This window comes from Ramlibacter sp. (assembly GCF_035627355.1).
Lineage (GTDB): Bacteria > Pseudomonadota > Gammaproteobacteria > Burkholderiales > Burkholderiaceae_C > Ramlibacter.
This window is the reverse complement of record NZ_DASPLW010000007.1, coordinates 297,675-316,724: the sequence shown is the minus strand read 5'-3', so window position 1 is coordinate 316,724 and position 19,050 is coordinate 297,675. Positions and strand designations below refer to the sequence as shown.

Annotated in this window: 21 protein-coding genes; 11 read left to right on the top strand and 10 right to left on the bottom strand. The window is 69.7% G+C overall.

The window, feature by feature from the left end; genetic code table 11:
- Positions 1–2 precede the first annotated feature (2 nt).
- The 8 genes from VEC03_RS02955 to VEC03_RS02920 all read right to left on the bottom strand — a co-directional run bounded on the left by VEC03_RS02955 (position 3) and on the right by VEC03_RS02920 (position 8,000).
- Entirely contained in the window at positions 3–1,004 is a 1,002-nt protein-coding gene (locus VEC03_RS02955) for a GDP-mannose 4,6-dehydratase (RefSeq protein ID WP_324912632.1), read from the bottom strand.
- Positions 997–2,061: a nucleotidyltransferase family protein gene (locus VEC03_RS02950; RefSeq protein WP_324912631.1), complete on the bottom strand. Its 1,065-nt coding sequence runs from the start codon at positions 2,059–2,061 to the stop codon at positions 997–999. Before VEC03_RS02950 ends, VEC03_RS02955 begins: the two co-directional genes overlap by 8 nt.
- Complete coding sequence (gene neuC / locus VEC03_RS02945; protein ID WP_324912630.1) at positions 2,058–3,278, bottom strand: UDP-N-acetylglucosamine 2-epimerase; 1,221 nt, start codon at positions 3,276–3,278, stop codon at positions 2,058–2,060. Before neuC ends, VEC03_RS02950 begins: the two co-directional genes overlap by 4 nt.
- Complete coding sequence (locus tag VEC03_RS02940) at positions 3,275–4,105, bottom strand: NAD(P)-dependent oxidoreductase (protein ID WP_324912629.1); 831 nt, start codon at positions 4,103–4,105, stop codon at positions 3,275–3,277. The genes neuC and VEC03_RS02940 overlap by 4 nt, the downstream gene beginning before the upstream one ends.
- A 20-nt stretch (positions 4,106–4,125) precedes the next feature.
- Positions 4,126–5,169, bottom strand: a complete 1,044-nt coding sequence (locus tag VEC03_RS02935; protein ID WP_324912628.1) for an N-acetylneuraminate synthase family protein — start codon at positions 5,167–5,169, stop codon at positions 4,126–4,128.
- A gap of 28 nt (positions 5,170–5,197) precedes the next feature.
- Positions 5,198–6,493, bottom strand: a complete 1,296-nt coding sequence (locus tag VEC03_RS02930) for a nucleotide sugar dehydrogenase (protein WP_324912627.1) — start codon at positions 6,491–6,493, stop codon at positions 5,198–5,200.
- Positions 6,490–7,503: an NAD-dependent epimerase gene (locus VEC03_RS02925; RefSeq protein WP_324912626.1), complete on the bottom strand. Its 1,014-nt coding sequence runs from the start codon at positions 7,501–7,503 to the stop codon at positions 6,490–6,492. Before VEC03_RS02925 ends, VEC03_RS02930 begins: the two co-directional genes overlap by 4 nt.
- Before the next feature lie 104 nt (positions 7,504–7,607).
- Positions 7,608–8,000, bottom strand: a complete 393-nt coding sequence (locus tag VEC03_RS02920) for a MarR family EPS-associated transcriptional regulator (protein ID WP_324912625.1) — start codon at positions 7,998–8,000, stop codon at positions 7,608–7,610.
- A 134-nt stretch (positions 8,001–8,134) separates the two neighbouring features.
- Between VEC03_RS02920 and VEC03_RS02915 the strand changes: the two genes are divergently transcribed.
- Positions 8,135–9,247, top strand: a complete 1,113-nt coding sequence (locus VEC03_RS02915) for a glycosyl transferase (protein WP_324912624.1) — start codon at positions 8,135–8,137, stop codon at positions 9,245–9,247.
- Positions 9,248–9,256: 9 nt separating this feature from the next.
- Here the strand turns inward: VEC03_RS02915 and VEC03_RS02910 are convergent, their stop codons facing one another.
- Positions 9,257–9,577 carry a hypothetical protein gene (locus VEC03_RS02910; protein WP_324912623.1) on the bottom strand — a complete coding sequence of 107 codons (321 nt, stop codon included), beginning with the start codon at positions 9,575–9,577 and terminating at the stop codon, positions 9,257–9,259.
- Between the two features lie 93 nt (positions 9,578–9,670).
- On the opposite strand from VEC03_RS02910, the gene VEC03_RS02905 reads away from it, so the two are divergent.
- A complete protein-coding gene (locus VEC03_RS02905; RefSeq protein ID WP_324912622.1) occupies positions 9,671–10,318 on the top strand; it encodes a Smr/MutS family protein in 648 nt (215 codons plus the stop codon).
- A 4-nt stretch (positions 10,319–10,322) separates the two neighbouring features.
- Here the strand turns inward: VEC03_RS02905 and radC are convergent, their stop codons facing one another.
- Complete coding sequence (gene radC, locus VEC03_RS02900; protein WP_324912621.1) at positions 10,323–11,000, bottom strand: RadC family protein; 678 nt, start codon at positions 10,998–11,000, stop codon at positions 10,323–10,325.
- Between the two features lie 72 nt (positions 11,001–11,072).
- Between radC and VEC03_RS02895 the strand changes: the two genes are divergently transcribed.
- The 9 genes from VEC03_RS02895 to VEC03_RS02855 all read left to right on the top strand — a co-directional run bounded on the left by VEC03_RS02895 (position 11,073) and on the right by VEC03_RS02855 (position 19,029).
- Positions 11,073–11,537 (top strand): FKBP-type peptidyl-prolyl cis-trans isomerase, encoded by a 465-nt coding sequence (locus tag VEC03_RS02895; RefSeq protein WP_324912620.1) that lies wholly within the window; start codon positions 11,073–11,075, stop codon positions 11,535–11,537.
- Entirely contained in the window at positions 11,534–12,475 is a 942-nt protein-coding gene (gene ispH, locus VEC03_RS02890) for a 4-hydroxy-3-methylbut-2-enyl diphosphate reductase (protein ID WP_324912619.1), read from the top strand. The genes VEC03_RS02895 and ispH overlap by 4 nt, the downstream gene beginning before the upstream one ends.
- Positions 12,476–12,563: 88 nt before the next feature.
- Positions 12,564–13,505 (top strand): threonine/serine dehydratase, encoded by a 942-nt coding sequence (locus VEC03_RS02885; protein WP_324912618.1) that lies wholly within the window; start codon positions 12,564–12,566, stop codon positions 13,503–13,505.
- Between the two features lie 20 nt (positions 13,506–13,525).
- On the top strand, positions 13,526–13,987 hold the full coding sequence (locus tag VEC03_RS02880) for a metallophosphoesterase family protein (protein WP_324912617.1): 462 nt from the start codon (positions 13,526–13,528) through the stop codon (positions 13,985–13,987).
- A 73-nt stretch (positions 13,988–14,060) separates the two neighbouring features.
- Positions 14,061–15,017 carry a LysR family transcriptional regulator gene (locus VEC03_RS02875; RefSeq protein WP_324912616.1) on the top strand — a complete coding sequence of 319 codons (957 nt, stop codon included), beginning with the start codon at positions 14,061–14,063 and terminating at the stop codon, positions 15,015–15,017.
- Positions 15,018–15,103: 86 nt separating this feature from the next.
- Positions 15,104–16,531: an aspartate ammonia-lyase gene (locus VEC03_RS02870; RefSeq protein WP_324912615.1), complete on the top strand. Its 1,428-nt coding sequence runs from the start codon at positions 15,104–15,106 to the stop codon at positions 16,529–16,531.
- A gap of 110 nt (positions 16,532–16,641) precedes the next feature.
- On the top strand, positions 16,642–17,535 hold the full coding sequence (locus VEC03_RS02865; RefSeq protein WP_324912614.1) for an amino acid ABC transporter substrate-binding protein: 894 nt from the start codon (positions 16,642–16,644) through the stop codon (positions 17,533–17,535).
- A gap of 64 nt (positions 17,536–17,599) precedes the next feature.
- Complete coding sequence (locus tag VEC03_RS02860; RefSeq protein ID WP_324912613.1) at positions 17,600–18,361, top strand: amino acid ABC transporter permease; 762 nt, start codon at positions 17,600–17,602, stop codon at positions 18,359–18,361.
- Positions 18,358–19,029 (top strand): amino acid ABC transporter permease, encoded by a 672-nt coding sequence (locus VEC03_RS02855; RefSeq protein WP_324912671.1) that lies wholly within the window; start codon positions 18,358–18,360, stop codon positions 19,027–19,029. Before VEC03_RS02860 ends, VEC03_RS02855 begins: the two co-directional genes overlap by 4 nt.
- Positions 19,030–19,050: the final 21 nt, after the last annotated feature.

The following is a 19,050-nucleotide window of genomic DNA, read 5'->3' as shown; positions in this document are numbered from 1 at the left end:
GGCTACTTGGCGTACTGGTCCACGTCGAAGTGCTGCAGGTTGCGCGCGATCCACTCCACGGTGCGCGCCAGCCCGTCGCGGAACGGCACCTGGCTCTTCCAGCCGGTCAGCTGCGCGATGCGGCGGTTGTCGGCCAGCAGCCGGTTGACTTCGCTCTTCTCGGGGCGGATGCGCGCTTCCTCGGTGACGATCTCGACCCGGCGGCCGACGATGTCGCACAGCATCTCCACCGTCTGCGCGATCGACCATTCCTCGCCGGAGCCGATGTTGACGACCTGGCCCTCGGCCTGCGGGCACAGGCCGAGCGCGATCATGCCGGCGGCGGTGTCGGTGGCGAAGTTGAAGTCGCGCGTGGGCGACAGGGCCCCCAGCCGCAGCGTGTTGCGCCCGGCGACCAGCTGGCTGGCGATGGTCGGGATCACGGCCCGTGCGGTCTGGCGCGGGCCGAAGGTGTTGAACGGGCGCGCAGTCACCACCGGCAGCCCGAACGACAGGTGGTAGCTCTCGGCCATCTTGTCGGCCGCGATCTTGCTGGCCGAGTAGGGCGACTGGCCCACCAGCGGGTGGCTCTCGGGAATGGGCACCTGCTGGGCCGAGCCGTACACCTCGGACGTGGACACGTGCACCAGCCGGGCCAGCGCATCGCTGTCGCGGCAGGCCTGCAGCACGTTGATCGCGCCCACCACGTTGGTCTCGACGTAGGAGCGCGGCGCGTCGTAGCTGTAGGGGATGGCGATCAGGCTGGAGAGGTGGAACACGTAGTCGCAGCCGCGCACGCCCTGGCGCACCCGCTCGGCGTCGCGGACGTCGCCGGCGAACAGCTCGACGCCGGACAGCGTGGCCGCGGGCACGTCGCGCAGCCAGCCCTTCTCGTTCCAGGAGTTGTAGTAGGTCATGGCGCGCACGCTCGCGCCCGCGGCGACCAGCAGCTCCACCAGGTGGCTGCCGATGAAGCCGTCCGCACCGGTGACGAAGACTTTCTTGCCGGCGATCGATTCAGTCATGTTTCGTGTCCTCGGAAAAGAAGGCGCGCGCCTTCTCCAGGTCGTCGGGAGTGCCGATGTCGCTCCAGTACTCGTGCACCGGGAACACCGCCACGGGCAGGCCCCTGTCCAGGCAGGTGGCCACCACGTCGGTCATGTTGCAGTGGCCTTCGCCCTGCAGCAGCCCCAGCGCCTGCGGCGACACGGCGTAGATGCCGGCGTTGCACAGGAAGCGCTGGGAGGGCTTTTCCTCCAGGCCGCTGACGAAGGGCCCGTCGGAGCGGATCACGCCGTAGGGGATGCTCACGCGGTAGTCGACGGCGGCCACGGTGACGCAGGCGCCGTGCGCCTGGTGGAAGGCGTGGAGGCTGTCGAAATCCGAGTGCGTGAGGATGTCGCCGTTCATCACGATGATGGGCCCCTGCGGCGTCTCGGGCAGCAGCGACAGCGCGCCGGCGGTCCCCAGCTTTTCCTTCTCGCGCAGGTAGCGGATCTCGATGCCGAAATCGCGCCCGTCGCCGAAGTGGTTCTCGATGACGTAGCCGAGGTAGTTCACCGACAGGTAGACGCGCCGCACCCCGCTGTCGGCCAGCCGCTGGATCTGGCGCTCCAGCAGCGGCATGCCGCCGATGTCGACCATGGGCTTGGGGATGGTTTCGGTCAGCGGGCGCAGGCGCGTGCCCTCGCCGCCGGCCATGATCACCGCGAAGTCGAAGGCCGATCCCCGTGCGGCTTCGGCGCTGCCCTTGTCCAGGTCGGTCAGGTGCACCAGCCGCTGGAAGCGGCCATTGCCGTCGACCAGCGGCAGGGCCAGCACGTTGGCGCGACGCAGCAGGTCCAGCACGTAGCCGGGCGGGCTGCCCACCTCGGCGGTGACGGGATCGGGATTCATCGCACGGCCCACCGGCGTGTCCAGGCTGCCGCCGTCGAGCAGGCAGCGGCGGACGTCGCCATCGGTCAGCGTGCCCAGCAGCCGGCCGTCCTCGTCCACCACCACCGCGATGCGGCGGCGGCTGGACTCGATGGCGCGGACGGCCTCGATCAGGGCCGAGCCGGGCGAAAGCCGCGTGTCACTCATCGGAACCAGCCATCGCGCACCTCGCCCTTGAGGGTCATGCGCTTGCGGATCAGTCGCGTGTCCAGCGGCACGCTGGCCAGCACGTTGGCGATCTTGGGGCCGGCATCGCCCAGCCAGTACGGGTTCTCGGCCACCCGGCAGGCGCCGCGGAAGCCCTCGTCGTGCAGGCAGCGGCGGATCGCGGCGGCGATGGCGTCCTTGTCGTAGCCGGCGTCGACCACGTTGTCGCCGCGCAGCCGGCCTTCCTGGCGCGACCCGATGTTGACGGTCGGGCAATGGAAGGCGGGCGTCTCCTTCAGGCCGGACGAGGAGTTGCCCACGCAGGCGACCCGCAGCGCGGGGTCGCGCGCCAGCGCCAGCACGCCGTGGTACAGGTGGCGCCCGAGCGAGCGGTGCACCTGGGTGTTGGGAACGCGGCGCGCGCCGAAGGCATCGAGCCGCTCGATGATCTGGCGGCCGCCCGCGTCGTTGTTGGGGTAGGTCAGGATCACCTGCACGCCCTCGCCGGCCAGTTGCTCCAGCGCCTCCAGGCTGGGCTGCAGCTGCGCCACGGCCTGGTCGAACTCGGTCGTGACCGAGTGCTGGGTGAACAGCACGACCGGGCGCGACAGGTCCAGGCCGAGGCGCTGCACCACCTCCTCGCGGGTGGCGAACCGGCCCTCGGAAATCAGGTCGATGGCGGGGAAGCCCACGGTATGGACGCGCCAGTCCTCCTCGCCCATGCCCAGCAGGCGGTTGCTGGCCTGCTGGTTGGTGGTGAAGTGCAGGTGCGACAGCTTGGTCATCGCGTGGCGCACCGAGTCGTCCAGCGCGCCGCCCTCGGTCAGGTCGCCGCCCTCGATGTGCGCCGTGGGGATGTTCATCTGGCTGGAGGCGATGACCGCGGCCAGGCCTTCGAAGCGGTCGGCGTAGACCACCATCAGGTCCGGCTGGAGCCTGGCCAGCGCCTTGCTGATCTCGATCACGCCCGAGCCGATGGCCTGCGCGGTGGCGAACAGCGATCCGGCGTCCATCTCGATGCGCACTTCGGCGTCGATGCGGAATCCGTCGCCCTGGATCTCCTCCAGGGTGCGGCCGAAGTTCGCGTCCAGGTGGGCGCCCGACACGATCAGGCGGTAGTCCAGGTCGGGATGGCGGTCGATCGCCCGCAGGATGGGGTACTGCAGTCCGTATTCGGCGCGATTGCCGGTGAAGACCGCGACGGTGCGCTTGCTCATGGTGTGACGGGATCCGGTTTCTTGTTCACTAGCCGTGCGATGCCTTCGGCCAGGCTGGTGCGTGGCGACCAGCCCAGCGCGGCGCAGGTGTCGGCGATGTCCAGCACGAGGCTGGAGGGCGCAGCGGCGGCTTGCCGCTCCACCACCGCCTGGCGGGTGCCGGCTGCTTGCTGCGCGATGGCGGCCAGTTGGCGGATGGAACTGCCTTGGCCGCTGCCGAGGTTGAACAGGCCGCGGGCGTCGCGGGCGACGATCGCCGCGAGGGCCTGCGCGGCATCGTCGATCCACAGGAAGTCGCGCACGGGTTCCAGCGTGTGCAGGGTGATGGTCGCGCCGGTGCCGAGCTGGCCCAGCAGGTGGCTGAGCACGTTGCCGGTGGACATGCCGGGCCCGTAGAGGTTGGCCAGCCGCGCGACGCTGCCGTTGCGCGCCAGCACGGCCCGCTCGGAGGCCAGCTTGATGCGCGTGTACGCGTCCACGACTTCGACCGGGTCCGCCACCTTGCGCGGCGTCGCGCCGCGGTCGCCGTACAGCACGGCCGACGAGGCGTAGACGACCTGGCGGTAGTCCTTGGCGAGCAGCGCGTCCAGCGTGGCCAGGGCCTGCGCCTCGGCCGCGGCGCCGCGCTGGTTGACGGCCGCCCGGTCGCTGGACTCGGCCAGGTGGACCAGCACGTCGCCTGCCGGCGCCTGCTCGTAGTCGGCGACCTGCAGCAGGCCGGGCTGGGTCCGGCGCGAGACACCCAGGCAGGGCACGCCGGCCTGCGCCAGGCAGCGCAGCAGGGCCTGTCCCAGGAATCCGGACGCGCCGGTGACCACGACCTGCATCGGCTTTCTCCGTGCCGTCCTCAGGCGCCGGCGACCTGGTCGCGGCGGATCTGGAAGCCGCGCTTGATCGGGGCGCGGGCAACCTTGCCCAGCAGCGTGTCGTAGTCCAGGACCCCGAAGTCGCCGCCGCCCGGGCGCTTGACCCAGATGTTGTCCTCGCCCAGCGCTTCGCCCGGCTGGATGTCCTTGATCGCGACCACCGAGGCGAAGGCGAAGGCGATGGTGGGCGCTTCGGCTTCCACCGGCCCCTTCTCGCCGCCGCGCGCCGCGAAGATGGTGCGCGAACCCTCGACCAGCTCGGCCAGCGCCTTGGGGTCCATGGAGCAGGCGATGTCGGGGCCGGGCCGGTCCATGCGGTCGGTGAAGTGTCGCTCCAGGATGGAGGCGCCCAGGGCGACCGCGCCCAGGCAGGTGTAGTTGGAGGTCGTGTGGTCCGACAGGCCGATCACCGCGTCGGGAAAGGCGTCCTGCAGCCGCGTCATGGCGCCCAGGCGCACCAGTTCGGGCGGGGTGGGGTAGACGTTGGTGCAGTGCAGGAGCGCATAGGGCACCCCGGCGGCGCGCAGGATGTCCACCGACGGGCGGACCGAGTCGATGGTGTTCATGCCGGTGCTGATGATCACCGGCTTGCCCATGCGGGCGACGTGGCGCACCAGCGGGTAGTTGTTGCACTCGCCCGAGCCGATCTTGATGGCGGGCACGTCGAAGCGGCGCAGCCGCTCGGCCGCCGCGCGCGAGAACGGGGTGCTGATGAAGATGGCACCCCGGTCCTGCACGTGCCGCATCAGGCGCAGCTCGTCGTCTTCGCCCAGCGCGCACTGCTCCATGATCTCGTAGATCGAGATGTCGGCGTTGCCCGGGATCACGGCCCGGGCCTCCTCGGACATCTCGTCCTCGATCACGTGGGTCTGGTGCTTGACGATCTCGGCGCCGGCGTCGATGGCCGCATCGGCCATGGTGATCGCCAGGTCCAGCGAGCCGCCGTGGTTGATGCCGATCTCGGCGATCACCACCGGCGGGTGCTCGCTGCCGACGGGCCGGTTTCCAATCTTCATCTCTGCCATCGCGGTTCTCCGGTTCGGGGGTCGGTGTTCAGAGTCGCCACACGGCCAGGCCGGCGGCACGCAGGGCGTCGGCGCCATAGGCGGACTTGACGTCGACGAACACGCCGCCGGGCCGCGTCTTGGCGACCAGCTGCGCCAGCGGCATGGCCAGGTACTCGGCGTGCGAGACGGCCGCCACGGTGGCGTCGGCGGCCGGCAGGTCGTCCCAGGCGGCCAGCTCGATGCCGTACTCGTGCCGGGCGTCGGCCGGGTCGGCGATCGGGTCGTGCACGTGGACGTCGCAGCCGTACTCGCGCAGTTCGCGCACCACGTCGGCCACCTTGGAGTTGCGCAGGTCCGGGCAGTTCTCCTTGAAGGTCAGGCCCAGCACGTTCACCCGGGCGCCCTTGATGCTGCTGCCGGCGTTGATCATCTGCTTGACGGTCTGCTGCGCCACGTGCGCGGCCATGCCGTCGTTGATGCGCCGGCCGGCCAGGATCACCTGCGGGTGGTAGCCCAGCATCTCCGCCTTGTGCGTCAGGTAGTAGGGATCCACGCCGATGCAGTGGCCGCCGACCAGCCCGGGGCGGAACGGCAGGAAGTTCCACTTGGTGCCGGCCGCCTGCAGCACCTCCAGCGTGTCGATGCCGATGCGGCCGAAGATGATGGCCAGCTCGTTCATCAGCGCGATGTTGAGGTCGCGCTGGGTGTTCTCGATCACCTTGGCGGCCTCGGCCACCTTGATGGAGGAGGCGCGGTGCACGCCGGCTTCGATGACCGACCCGTAGAGATCGGCGACCGCCTGCAGGGTCCGGGCGTCGTCGCCCGCCACCACCTTCACGATGCGGGTGACGGTGCGCTCCCGGTCCCCGGGGTTGACGCGCTCGGGCGAGTAGCCGACGTGGAAGTCGCGCTTCCACTGCAGGCCGGAGTGCCTTTCCAGCAGCGGCACGCAGACTTCCTCGGTCGCGCCGGGATACACCGTGGACTCGTACACCACGATGGCGCCGCGCTTCATGTGCGCCCCCACCGTCGTGGAGGCGCCCACCAGCGGCGAGAAGTCGGGGATGTGCGCCCCGTCCACCGGCGTCGGGACCGCGACGACGAGGACGTCGGCCTCGGCCAGCGCCTTGGGATCCGTGGAGAACGACAGCCGGGTGGCGGCCTCGAACTGCTCCGCGCCGAGCTCGCCGGTGGGGTCCACGCGCTGCCGATAGTGCGCGATCTTGGTTTCGGACAGGTCGTAGCCGATGGTGCGGTACTTCCGGCCGAAGGCCGCGGCCAGCGGCAGGCCCACGTAGCCCAGCCCGATGACGGCGACGACGGTGTCGGCGGAGATCGTCATGCCGGAACCTTGAAGTAGTCGCGGTACCACTCGACGAAGCGGCCAATGCCCTGTTCCACGGTCGTGCCCGGCCGGTACTGGAACTGCTCGACGAGGTCGTCGACGTCGGCATACGTGTCCGGCACGTCGCCGGGTTGCAGCGGCAGCATCTCCATGCGGGCCTTGCGGCCCAGGGCCTTCTCCAGCGCCGCGATGTAGTCCAGCAGTTGCACCGGCCGGTTGTTGCCGATGTTGTAGACGCGCCAGGGCGCCGCGCTGGTGCCGGGATCGGGCCTCGCGCCGTCCCACGCGGGATTGCGTTCGGCCGGGTGGTCCAGCACCCGGATCACGCCTTCGACGATGTCGTCGATGTAGGTGAAGTCGCGGCGGTGCTGGCCGTGGTTGAAGACCTGGATGGCCTCGCCGGCCAGGATGGCCTTGGTGAACTTGAACAGGGCCATGTCGGGCCGGCCCCAGGGGCCGTAGACGGTGAAGAACCGCAGCCCCGTGGTCGGCAGCCCGTACAGGTGGCTGTAGGTGTGGGCCATCAGCTCGTTGGCCTTCTTGCTGGCCGCGTAAAGGCTCAGCGGATGGTCGACGTTCTGGTGCACCGAGAACGGCATGGCGGTGTTGGCGCCGTAGACGCTGGAGCTGCTGGCGTAGGCCAGGTGCTCCACGCCATGGTGGCGGCAGCCTTCCAGCACGTGCGCGAACCCGACGATGTTGCTGTTGATGTAGGCCAGTGGGTTCTCGATCGAGTAGCGGACGCCGGCCTGGGCCGCCAGGTTGACCACCCGCTGCGGCTTGTGCATGGCGAAGACCTGCTCGATGGCGTCCCGGTCGGCCAGGTCGGCCCGCACGTGGGTGTAGCCCGAATGGCCGGCGAAGCGCGCCAGGCGCGCCTCCTTGATGGCCGGGTCGTAGTAGTCGTTGTGGTTGTCGACGCCGACGACCGTGTCGCCGCGCTCCAGCAGGCGCAGGGTGAGCGCGGAACCGATGAAGCCGGCGGAGCCGGTGACCAGTACTTTCATGTTCTCGATGTCGGGTGTTCGCGGTGGCTGGGTCCGGGCCGGTCGCAGCCGCCGCGATTGTCCTCAGGGGCGATGGCCGCGGATTGTCGTGGCGTGCTGCTGCCTCACGGTGAACGCTTCTTCCCGCCCGGGTCGTGCTTCGCCGGCACCTCGGCCTGCAGCAGTTCGATCTCGCGCCGCAGCGCCTCGTACTCGCGCATCTTGCGGGCCAGGAAGCGGGCGGTCAGGACGGATTTCTCGGTGATGCCGGCAGGGGTGAGCAGGTACATGTATCCCAGCTTGTGGTTGCTCTGCTGGAAGTTCTGGATCTTGATCCAGCCCTTCTGCACGAGGGCCTGGAAGCAGAAATTGACGCTCCCCAGGCTGACGCCCAATTCCCGGGCCAGCTCCCGCTGGCTGATGTCAGGCCGCTCGCGCAGGCGCCGCAGCACCTGGAACTGGATGTCCTCCTGCTGCAGCGACTGGCGCTTGGGGTGCTGCACGGCGGCTCCGTTCACTGAATGAACGATTATTGCACAGCACAAGAGGAAGACCGGTGGTGCACGCAACCGTGACGGCCACGGGGTGGCCGCCGGATGACGGTGCCGATGGGCATGGGACAATCAGGCACAACAAAAAGCAAGCTGAAGTCATGCTTTTCCTCCTGTTCGCGTGCGCGTCGGTGTCGGCGCTCGCTTGTGCCTGGTTGATCCGGTCGGGGCGGCGGATCGCGCATCGCTACGGCATGGACATGCCGCAGCGCTTCCATGCCGGCCACGTGCCGCGCCTGGGCGGCGTCGCCATGCTGGTCGCCTGCCTGCTGGGCTGGCTGTGGATGGTGGTGGCCCAGCCGTACCTGGGCGTTTCCAACGGCATCGACTTCTCGCCGTTCGAGGCGCTGACCTGGTGCGCGGTGGCGATGATCGCCAGCGTGGGCGGAACGGCCGAGGACATCTGGCACTTCCTGCGCGCCCGCTGGCGCCTGATCTTCACCCTGGTGGCGGGGATCTGCGGCGTGCTGCTGCTGCGCCTGCGGGTGCCCGGGTTCGACATCGGCTGGGTGGACCTGGCCTGGACGGCCAGCCACTGGCCCGGGATCCTGCTGGCGCTGTTCGCCATCGCCGGGCTGCCCCACGCCTTCAACATCATCGACGGCTACAACGGCCTGGCCGGCACCGTCGCCATGATCTGCTGCCTGTCGATCGCCTACGTGGCGATGCAGGTGGGCGACCGGCAGATCGCGGCCGTGGTGCTGGTGCTGGCGGGCGCCACCGTCGGCTTCCTGGTCTGGAACTACCCGCGCGGCCTGATCTTTGCCGGCGACGGCGGGGCCTACCTGTGGGGCGTGGTGATCGCGATGGCGGTCATCCTGCTGGTGCAGCGGCACCCGTCGGTGTCGCCCTGGTTCCCCATGCTGCTGCTGTCGTACCCGGTGCTGGAGACCGGGTTCTCGATCTACCGCAAGCTGGTGCGCGGCCAGTCCCCCAGCATGGCCGACGCGCTGCACCTGCACCAGCTGGTCTACAAGCGCATCGTGCGGGAGGTGTTCGACGACGACGAGGCGCGGCGCATGCTGATGCGCAACAACCGCACCTCGCCCTACCTGTGGGCGTTCTGCCTGCTGACGGTGGTGCCGGCCACGCTGTTCTGGCGCAACACCGGGGTGCTGATGGCGCTGTGCATCGGCTTCGTGGCCCTGTACGTGTGGGCGTACATCAGCATCGTGCGCTTCCGCGTGCCGCGCTGGGTGCGGCGCGGGCGCTAGCCGGGGCGATTACCGGGTCGCCGGCTTGCCGATGGCGCGGGCGATCGCCTCGCGCGCCTGCTGCTCCGCGCCGACCGCCACTTCCAGCGGCGACCGGCACAGGCCTGCCAGCTCGTAGTTCAGGTTCTCGTACAACTCGGCCAGCTCCGGCACGGCGGCCAGCAACGCCTCCAGGCCGGCGTCGCGCGGGTGGTTGCGCAGCTCGTCCTGGATGCGGGTGACCACCGAGCGGTACTGCTCGGGGTCCAGGGGCACGCGGCTGCGCTCCAGCTTGCGGAGCACCTGCACCAGCGTGACCAGGTTGCGGTGGGCGGTCAGCGGTGTGTTCATGGCGCCCAGTTCGGGCCGGCGGCCCGATTTTCAAGCAAGCCCCGGCTGCGACAATCGACCCATGACGTCCCGGGTTTCGCCCTGCCGCGCGCGATGAAGGCCAAGTCGCTGCGCGACCTGCAGGAGATCCAGCGCAAGCTCGCCGAGCAGCAGCAACTCGCCGCCCAGGAGGCGGCCGCGCGCGAGGCGGCGCAGCGCAAGGCGGCCGCCGAGCGCAACCTGTTCGTGCGCGCCGCCGGCGAGGTGAAGCCCCTGCGGCACCCACCCCGCGTGCTGCTGGCCGGCGAGCAGCCGCCGCCCATCCCGGTGCAGCAGCTGCTGGACGAGCAGCGCGTGCTGGCCGAATCGCTGAGCGACGACTTCGACGCCAGCACCCTGCTGGACGTGGACGACGCGCTGAGCTTCCGCCGCCCCGGTATCGGCCTGGACGTGACCCGCAAGCTGCGCAAGGGGCACTGGAGCATCCAGCGCGAGATCGACCTGCACGGCCTGCGCCGGGACGACGCCCGCGAGGCCCTGTCGGCCTTCATCCGCGAGGCCCACCGCCACGGCGTGCGCTGCGTCCGGGTGGTGCACGGCAAGGGCCTGGGCTCCCCCGGCAAGACGCCGGTGCTCAAGGCCAAGGTCCAGGGCTGGCTGGTGCAGAAGAAGGAAGTGCTGGCCTTCGTCCAGGCCCGCGGCGACGAGGGCGGGGCGGGGGCGCTGGTGGTGCTGCTCAGGCCGCTCGGACCAACGCCCTAGCTCCCTAGAGCAACCCCCGCTCCGCCATCGACAGCGCCTGCCCCGGCGCCACGATCACGTGGTCCAGCACCCGCACGTCGACCAGCGCCAGGGCGGCCTTCAGGGCCTGGGTGAGCGCCTCGTCGGCGCGCGAGGGGTTGACGGTGCCGCTGGGGTGGTTGTGGGCGAGCACGACCGAGGCCGACTCGTGTTGCAGGGCGCGGACCACGATCTCGCGCGGGTAGACCGAGGTCTGGGTCAGGGTGCCGCGGAACATCACTTCCATCTCGATCAGCCGGTTCTGGGCGTCCAGGAACATGACCGCGAACACCTCGTGCGGCTGGCGCGCCAGGTGCAGCTGCAGGTAGTGCTTGACGGCGTCCGGCGAACCGAAGGCCTCGCGCGTGCGCAACTGCTGGGCCAGGGCGCGGCGCGCCAGCTCCAGCACCGCGGCCAGCTCGGCCCGCTTGGCCGGGCCGCCCAGGCCCTTGATGCGCCGCAGGTCCTCGGCGCGGGTGTGCAGCAGCCCGGCGACGCCGCCGAAGGTCTCCACCAGTTCCTGCGCCAGCGCGAACACGCCCTTGCCGGCCGGGCCGGTGCGCAGCAGCAGGGCCAGCAGTTCCGTGTCCGACAGGGCGGCGGCGCCACGCGCCAGCAGCTTCTCGCGCGGGCGGGCGTCGGGCGGGAGGTGGTCCAGGGGCATGGCGGAAGGGGCGGGGGCAATGACCGGGGGCAAGGATGCGGGGGGTGCCGGGCGCCTAAAATCCACCCTGTCATGCCATCCCCTACGCCCCGCGTGCAGCCGGGCTCTTTCCTCACGCTGCACTACCGCCTGGCCGGCCCCGGCGGCGACGTCATCAACACGTTCAACGACAAGCCCGCGACTTTGACACTGGGCACGGGTGAGCTGTCGCCGGCCATGGAGCAGCGCCTCATCGGCCTGGAGGAGGGCGCACGCGCCACCTTCGAGCTGGCCGCCGGCGAGGCCTTCGGCGAGCGCAACCCGGAGATGGTGCAGTGGGTGGCGCGCAAGCTGCTGCGCGAGATGGGCGATCCCCAGGAGGAGTACCACGTCGGCGAGGTGGTGGAGTTCGCCACGCCCGACGGCAGCGGCAGCTACGCCGGCGCGGTGCGGCAGGTCGGGCGCGAGGGCGCCGAGGACGCCGTGCTGTTCGATTTCAACCACCCGCTCGCGGGGCAGGCGGTGACCTTCGAGGTCCAGCTGATCGGGGTGCTGTGAACACCGGCACCAAGCAGATCGTCCTGGCCGAGCCGCGCGGCTTCTGCGCGGGGGTGGACCGGGCCATCGAGATCGTCGAACGGGCGCTGGCCAAGTTCGGCGCGCCGATCTACGTGCGCCACGAGATCGTGCACAACACCTACGTGGTCAACGACCTGAAGGCCAAGGGCGCCATCTTCATCGAGGACCTGGACCAGGTGCCCGCCGGCGCCACGCTGGTGTTCTCGGCGCACGGGGTCAGCAAGGCGGTGCAGGACGAGGCGCGCCGGCGCGGCTTCGAGATCTTCGACGCCACCTGCCCGCTGGTGAGCAAGGTGCACATCGAGGTGGCCAAGCTCGCGCGCGAGGGCTACGAATTCATCATGATCGGCCACAAGGGCCACCCCGAGGTCGAGGGCACCATGGGCCAGCTCGACGGCGGCATCCACCTGGTCGAGGACGTGGAGGACGTCGAGCGGGTGCAGCCGGCCCAGACCGAGCGGCTGGCGCTGGTCACGCAGACCACGCTGTCGGTCGACGACGCGGCCGAGATCTCGGCGGCGGTGCGCCGGCGCTTCCCCAACGTGCGCGAGCCCAAGCAGCAGGACATCTGCTACGCCACCCAGAACCGGCAGGACGCGGTCAAGGTCATGGCGCGCCAGGTGGACGTGGTGATTGTGGTGGGCAGCCCCACCAGCAGCAACAGCAACCGGCTGGCCGAGCTGGCGCGCAAGCTCGACGTGCCCAGCCACATGGTCGACCGCGCCGAGGACCTCGATCCGCAGTGGCTGGTCGGCCGCAAGCGGGTCGGCCTGACGGCCGGCGCCTCGGCGCCGGAGCTGCTGGTGCAGCAGGTGATCGAGCGCATCCGCTCGCTGGGTGTCGGCGTGACGCTGCAGCCCATGGAGGGCGTGCGGGAGACGGTCAAGTTCCCGCTGCCGAAGGGGCTGAAGCTGTGAGCGTGGCCCGGCGACGTTGCGGGCGCGCGCATGAGCCTTTAGAGGAAGTTGGAAACACTGGATCCCCGCCTTCGCGGGAATGACATCAATGGATAGCGCCGCCATCGAGCAGGCTGCCCGCATCTTCCGCGAGCGCTTCCCGCACTTCATCCGCCGCACGCCGCTGTGGAAGCTGCCCGGCAGCGCGCTCGGCGTCGCCTGCGAGGAGGTGTGGCTCAAGCTGGAACACCTGCAGGCCTCGGGCAGTTTCAAGGCGCGCGGCATGCTGTACCGGCTGCTGTCCAACCCGGTTCCGGCCGGCGGCGTGATCGTCGCGTCCGGCGGCAACGCAGGCATCGCCACGGCCGCCGCGGCGCGTGAACTGGGCGTGCGCTGCGAGGTGTTCGTGCCCACCGTCTGCAGCCCGGCCAAGCAGGCGCGGCTGCGCGAGCTGGGCGCGGAGGTGGTGGTTGTCGGCGCGGTCTATGCCGAGGCGCTGGAGGCCTGCCTCGCGCGCCAGCGGGAGACCGGCGCCCTGCTCACGCACGCCTACGACCAGCCCGAAGTGGTCACCGGTGCCGGCACGCTCGCCTTCGAGATCGAGGAGCAGGGCGGCCGCGCGCCCGATGCGGTGCTGGTGAGCGTGGGCGGCGGCGGGCTGATCGCCGGCGTCGCGTCCTGGTTCCGGGATCGCAGCCGCGTGATCGCGCTGGAGCCCGAGCTCGCGCCCACGCTGCACCGGGCCCGGGAGGCCGGCGAGCCGGTCGACGTGGCGGTCAGCGGCATCGCCGCCGATTCGCTGGGTGCCAAGCGCATCGGCGGGCTGGCCTGGGACGTCACGCAGCGCTGGGTGCCGCAGTCGCTGTTGCTGACCGACGAGGCGATCCGCTCCGCCCAGCGCTGGCTGTGGCAGCAGATGAAGCTGGCGGTGGAGCCGGCCGCGGCCCTGCCCCTGGCGGCGCTGCAGCAGCAGGCGTACCGGCCGGCGCCCGGCGAATCCGTGGCGCTGGTCGTGTGCGGCGCCAACCTCGATCCGGCCAGCCTCGCCTGAGCGTGGGCACCGGAGGCCGCATGACGCGCATCGGCCTCGTCTCCGATACCCATGGCCTGCTGCGCCCGCAGGTGCTGGACTTCCTGGCTGGCAGCGACCGCATCGTGCATGCCGGCGACATCGGCGACGAGGCCATCCTGCAGCAGCTCCGCCGCATCGCCCCGGTCACCGCCGTGCGCGGCAACAACGACCGGGGCCCCTGGGCCGACCGGCTGCCCGAGGGCGAGCTGCTCGCGGTGGAGGGAATCGGCGTGTTCGTGATCCACGACCTGGCGATGCTGGCGCAGCATGCGCAGGTCCGCTCGGCGCGCGTGGTCGTGTCCGGCCACTCGCACAAGCCGCTGGTGCAGGAGCGCGGCGGCGTCCTGTTCGTCAACCCGGGCAGCGCCGGGCCCCGCCGCTTCAAGCTGCCGATCGCGGCCGGGGAACTGCTGGTGGACGGCGATTCGGTCTCGGCGCGGATCATGGAGTTCGCCGCCTGAGACCCCCGGCGTCCGGGGTGGTGGACCAACGCCGGAGCGGCGGCCGGCAACGCGGCGGGAGACAATATCGGCCATGGAAACCAAATGGCTCGAAGACTTCGTCAGCCTGGCCGAGACACGCAGCTTCAGCCGGTCGGCGCAGCTTCGCCACGTGACGCAGCCGGCGTTCTCGCGCCGCATCCAGGCGCTGGAGGCCTGGGCCGGCACCGACCTGGTGGACCGCAGTTCCTATCCGACCCGCCTCACGCCCGCCGGCGAGACGCTCTACACCCAGTCGCTGGAGATGCTGCAGGCGCTGCAAAGCACGCGTGCCATGCTGCGCGGCCACTCCACCGCCGGCCAGGACGTGATCGAGTTCGCCGTGCCGCACACCCTGGCCTTCACCTTCTTCCCGGCCTGGGTCTCCAGCCTGCGCGAGAAGTTCGGCCCGATCAAGAGCCGGCTGATCGCGCTGAACGTGCACGACGCCGTGATGCGGCTGGTCGAGGGCGGCTGCGACGTGCTGATCGCCTACCACCACGTGTCGCAGCCGCTGCAGCTGGATACCGACCGCTACCAGATGGTCACGCTGGGCGAGGAAGTGCTGGCCCCCTACTGCAAGCCCGGGCCGGACGGCGAGCCCGTGTTCAAGCTGCCGGGCCGGGCCGGCCAGCCCCTGCCGTACCTGGGCTACGCGCCGGGCGCCTATCTCGGGCGCGTGACCGACCTGATCCTCAAGCAGTCGCCCACCGCCATCCACCTCGACCGGGTCTACGAGACCGACATGGCCGAGGGCCTGAAGGTGATGGCGCTGGAAGGCCATGGCGTCGCCTTCCTCCCCTACAGCGCGGTGAAGAAGGAGCTGCGCTCGCGCAAGCTGGTGCCGGCGACGCCGCCGGGCATGGCGCTGCAGATGGCCATGGACATCCGCGCCTATCGCGAGAAGCCTTCGCCGCGCGAAGCCCCCAAGCGCACGGTGCAGGCGCTATGGTCCTTCCTGGCCGGTCCGGCCGCGGCGGACGAGGCACCGGCGCGCGCGGCCCGGTCATAGTTTTTTCGCATAAGGCTGGGGCGCAAACGGCATTGGCTGCCCCGCAACGCCGCCGCTACATTTCGTCGCCACTTCCGGCCCACGCCATGTCCAACGACCACCGCATCGAGCGCGATTTCCTCGGCGAGAAGCAGATTCCCGCCGAGGCCTACTGGGGCGTGCACACCGCACGCGCCATTGAGAACTTCCCGATCTCGGGCACGCCGGTGTCGGCCATGCCGGAACTGGTGCGCGCATTCGGCTTCGTCAAGAAGGCCACCGCCCGCGCCAACCTGGAGCTCGGCGTGCTGGACGAGGCGCGCGCCTTCGCGATCATGGGCGCCTGCGAGCAGCTGATCGAGGGCCGCTTCCACGACCAGTTCGTGGTCGACGTGATCCAGGGCGGCGCCGGCACCTCGACCAACATGAATGCCAACGAGGTGATCGCCAACCTGGCGCTGGAGCGCATGGGGTTCGAGAAGGGCCGCTACGACGTGCTGCACCCCAACGACCACGTCAATGCCTCGCAGAGCACCAACGACGTGTACCCCACGGCGGTGCGGGTGTCGCTGTGGTTCGGCATCGACCGCCTGATCGCGTCCATGGACGTGCTGCGAAAGGGCTTCGAGACCAAGGCCGAGGCGTTCAAGGACATCCTCAAGATCGGCCGCACCCAGCTGCAGGATGCGGTGCCGATGACGCTGGGGCAGGAGTTCTCCACCTACGCGGTGATGCTGGAGGAGGACGAGGCACGCCTGCGCGAGGCCCGCGCGCTGATCCAGGAAATCAACCTGGGCGCCACCGCCATCGGCACCGGCATCAACTCGCCGGCCGGCTATGCCGACCTCGCCTGCCGCCACCTGGCCGAGATCAGCGGGGTGCCGGTGGTGAAGTCGCCCAACCTGGTCGAGGCGACGCAGGACACCGGTGCCTTCGTGCAGCTGTCGGGCGTGCTCAAGCGGGTGGCCACCAAGCTATCCAAGACCTGCAACGACCTGCGCCTGCTGTCCAGCGGGCCGCAGGCCGGCTTCGGCGACATCCGCCTGCCCGCGCGGCAGGCCGGCTCGTCCATCATGCCGGGCAAGGTCAACCCGGTGATCCCGGAAGTGATGAACCAGGTCGCCTACGAGGTGATCGGCAACGACGTGACCGTGACCATGGCATCCGAGGCGGGGCAGCTGCAGCTCAACGCCTTTGAGCCCATCATGGGCTGGAGCCTCTACAAGAGCATCCAGCACCTGTCGAATGCCTGCCTGACGCTGCAGGCGCACTGCGTGTCGGGCATCGAGGCCAACCAGGACCTGCTCGCGCGCCGCGTGCGCGATTCGGTGACGCTGGTGACCGCGCTCAACCCCATCATCGGCTACGAGAAGGCGGCCCTGATCGCCAAGACGGCGATCGCCACCGGTGCGCCCATCGACGAGGTGGCCGAGTCGCTCGGGATCATGACGCGGGCGCAGATCGACGCCCTGCTGGTGCCCGAGAAGCTGACCCAGCCGATGCGGCTGGAGGGCGCCGGCGGCAGGACCGCGTGAGACGGGTACTCGCTTCGCGAGCCGTCGGGATGCGGGTATTCCCGCAACGCCGGGCCCCCTAGAATTTCGTTGTCAGTTCACCTTAAACCGAACCCCCCGAGGAGATCTCCATGAAGAAGGTTCTGCTGGCTGCCACCCTGGCTGCTGCCACCGTCACCACCGGCACCGCGTTTGCGCAGGCGAACGACACGATCGCCAAGGTCAAGGCCGCCAACAAGGTCGTGATGGGCACCCGCGAGTCGTCGGCGCCGCTCGCCTACACGCTGGGCAACAACCAGTTCACCGGCTACCACGTCGAGCTGTGCCAGCGCATCCTGAAGTCGGTCTTCCCCAACACGCCGGTCGAGTACGTGGCCGTGACCTCCGCCAACCGCATCCCGCTGGTGCAGAACGGCACGGTGGACATCGAGTGCGGCTCCACCACTAACAACGAGGCCCGCCAGAAGGACGTCGCCTTCGCGCTGACCACCTACGTCACCGAAGTGCGCACCGCGGTCAAGAACAATTCCGGCATCAAGTCGGTGGCCGACCTGAACGGCAAGACCGTCGCCACCACCACCGGCACCACCTCGGTGGCGCTGTTGCGCAAGAACAAGCGCGCCCAGGGCATCCAGTTCAAGGAGGTGTACGGCAAGGACCACGCCGACAGCTTCCTGCTGATGGAGTCCGGCCGCGCCGACGCCTTCGTGATGGACGACAACATCCTGGCGGGCCTGATCGCCGGCTCCAAGAACCCCAAGGACTTCGCCATCGTGGGCGAGACGCTGAACGTCGAGCCGATCGCCATCATGCTGCGCAAGGACGATCCCAAGTTCAAGCAGGCCGTGGACGACTACATCCGCAAGGCCATGAAGGACGGCGAGATCAAGGCGCTGTACGACAAGTGGTTCATGAAGCCGATCCCGCCGAAGAACACCAGCGTGAACCTGCCCATGGGCAAGATCCTCACCGAGCTGGTGGCCAACCCGAACGACAAGCCGGCCGAAGCCTTCAACAACCAGTAAGGGGCTCCGGGCCCGCCGGCCGCCCGCAGGCGGCCGGTGAGGCACCGACAAGGAGGAGGAGCGGATGGCGCTCGATTGGCAGGTCTTCTGCCAGGACACGATCGACCGGACGGTGGTGCCCGGCTGTTTCGGCACTGGCGGTCCCACGGGCACGGAGACCTACCTGGACTGGCTGCTCCAGGCCTGGGGCCAGACCGCGCTGGTCGCGGCGCTGTCGCTGGTCGTCGCTCTGGTCGCCGGCGCGCTCATCGGCACCATGCGCACGCTGCCCGCGAGCCCCTGGCTGACGCGCATCGGCAACTGGTGGGTGGAGCTGTTCCGCAACATCCCCCTGCTGGTGCAGATCTTCCTCTGGTACCACGTGGTGCCGGTGGTGTTCCCGGCCTTCGCCGACACGCCCAAGCTGGCCCTGGTGGTCGCCGGCCTCGGCCTGTTCACGTCCGCCCGCATCGCGGAGCAGGTGCGCGCGGGCATCCAGTCGCTGCCGCGCGGGCAGCGCTACGCGGGCATGGCCCTGGGCTTCACGACGGCGCAGACCTACCGCTACGTGCTGCTGCCCATGGCGTTCCGCATCATCGTGCCTCCGCTCACCAGCGAGACGATGAACATCCTGAAGAACTCCTCGATCGCCTTCGCGGTGTCCATCACCGAGCTGACCTTCTACGCCCAGCAGGTGGGCGAGGAGACGGCGCGCGGCATCGAGGTGTACCTGGCGGTCACCGGCCTGTACATCGTGTCGGCCTTCGCCGTCAACCGCGTCATGGCCTTCATCGAGAAGCGCGCGCGGGTGCCGGGCTTCGTCGCCAGTACCGGGGGCGGGCACTGATGCTGGGGCTCGACTTCTCCTTCTTCACCGCCGAGGTGTTCCGCGGCTACATCCTGCAGGGGATGTATTTCAGCTTCGCGCTGACCGCGGTGGCCACGCTGGGCGGCATCCTGTTCGGCACCGTCCTGGCGCTCATGCGCCTGTCCGGCGTCAAGGCGCTGGAACTGCCAGCCGCCGTCTACGTCAACGGCATGCGGTCCATCCCGCTGCTGATGGTGCTGCTGTGGTTCTTCCTGATGGTGCCGCTGATCACCGGCCGGCCGATCGGCGCCGAGACCTCCGCGGTGATCACCTTCATCGCCTTCGAGGCGGCGTACTTCTCCGAGATCGTGCGTGCCGGCATCCAGTCGATCCCGCGCGGGCAGGTCTACGCCGGCCAGGCGCTGGGCATGAGCTATGCGCAGAACATGCGGCTGGTGATCCTGCCGCAGGCCTTCCGCAACATGATCCCGGTGTTCCTGACGCAGACCATCATCCTGTTCCAGGACACCTCGCTGGTCTACATCATCACGGCCCACGACATGCTGCACGGCTTCACGGTGGCCGGCAACAACCTGAGCCACCCGCGCGAGAGCTACATCCTGGCCGCCGTCTTCTACTTCGTCATCTGCTTCACCCTGTCGTGGCTGGTCAAGCGGCTGCAGCAGAAGATCGCCATCATCCGCTGAAAGACCCCGCCATGAGCGAAC

Bases quoted from the DNA above. Each gene is read 5' to 3' on its own strand.
- VEC03_RS02955 (WP_324912632.1), bottom strand. From the start codon at position 1,004: ATGACTGAATCGATCGCCGGCAAGAAAGTCTTCGTCACCGGTGCGGAC.
- VEC03_RS02950 (WP_324912631.1), bottom strand. From the start codon at position 2,061: ATGAGTGACACGCGGCTTTCGCCCGGCTCGGCCCTGATCGAGGCCGTC.
- neuC (WP_324912630.1), bottom strand. From the start codon at position 3,278: ATGAGCAAGCGCACCGTCGCGGTCTTCACCGGCAATCGCGCCGAATAC.
- VEC03_RS02940 (WP_324912629.1), bottom strand. From the start codon at position 4,105: ATGCAGGTCGTGGTCACCGGCGCGTCCGGATTCCTGGGACAGGCCCTG.
- VEC03_RS02935 (WP_324912628.1), bottom strand. From the start codon at position 5,169: ATGGCAGAGATGAAGATTGGAAACCGGCCCGTCGGCAGCGAGCACCCG.
- VEC03_RS02930 (WP_324912627.1), bottom strand. From the start codon at position 6,493: ATGACGATCTCCGCCGACACCGTCGTCGCCGTCATCGGGCTGGGCTAC.
- VEC03_RS02925 (WP_324912626.1), bottom strand. From the start codon at position 7,503: ATGAAAGTACTGGTCACCGGCTCCGCCGGCTTCATCGGTTCCGCGCTC.
- VEC03_RS02915 (WP_324912624.1), top strand. From the start codon at position 8,135: ATGCTTTTCCTCCTGTTCGCGTGCGCGTCGGTGTCGGCGCTCGCTTGT.
- VEC03_RS02910 (WP_324912623.1), bottom strand. From the start codon at position 9,577: ATGAACACACCGCTGACCGCCCACCGCAACCTGGTCACGCTGGTGCAG.
- VEC03_RS02905 (WP_324912622.1), top strand. From the start codon at position 9,671: ATGAAGGCCAAGTCGCTGCGCGACCTGCAGGAGATCCAGCGCAAGCTC.
- radC (WP_324912621.1), bottom strand. From the start codon at position 11,000: ATGCCCCTGGACCACCTCCCGCCCGACGCCCGCCCGCGCGAGAAGCTG.
- VEC03_RS02895 (WP_324912620.1), top strand. From the start codon at position 11,073: ATGCCATCCCCTACGCCCCGCGTGCAGCCGGGCTCTTTCCTCACGCTG.
- VEC03_RS02885 (WP_324912618.1), top strand. From the start codon at position 12,564: ATGGATAGCGCCGCCATCGAGCAGGCTGCCCGCATCTTCCGCGAGCGC.
- VEC03_RS02880 (WP_324912617.1), top strand. From the start codon at position 13,526: ATGACGCGCATCGGCCTCGTCTCCGATACCCATGGCCTGCTGCGCCCG.
- VEC03_RS02875 (WP_324912616.1), top strand. From the start codon at position 14,061: ATGGAAACCAAATGGCTCGAAGACTTCGTCAGCCTGGCCGAGACACGC.
- VEC03_RS02870 (WP_324912615.1), top strand. From the start codon at position 15,104: ATGTCCAACGACCACCGCATCGAGCGCGATTTCCTCGGCGAGAAGCAG.
- VEC03_RS02865 (WP_324912614.1), top strand. From the start codon at position 16,642: ATGAAGAAGGTTCTGCTGGCTGCCACCCTGGCTGCTGCCACCGTCACC.
- VEC03_RS02860 (WP_324912613.1), top strand. From the start codon at position 17,600: ATGGCGCTCGATTGGCAGGTCTTCTGCCAGGACACGATCGACCGGACG.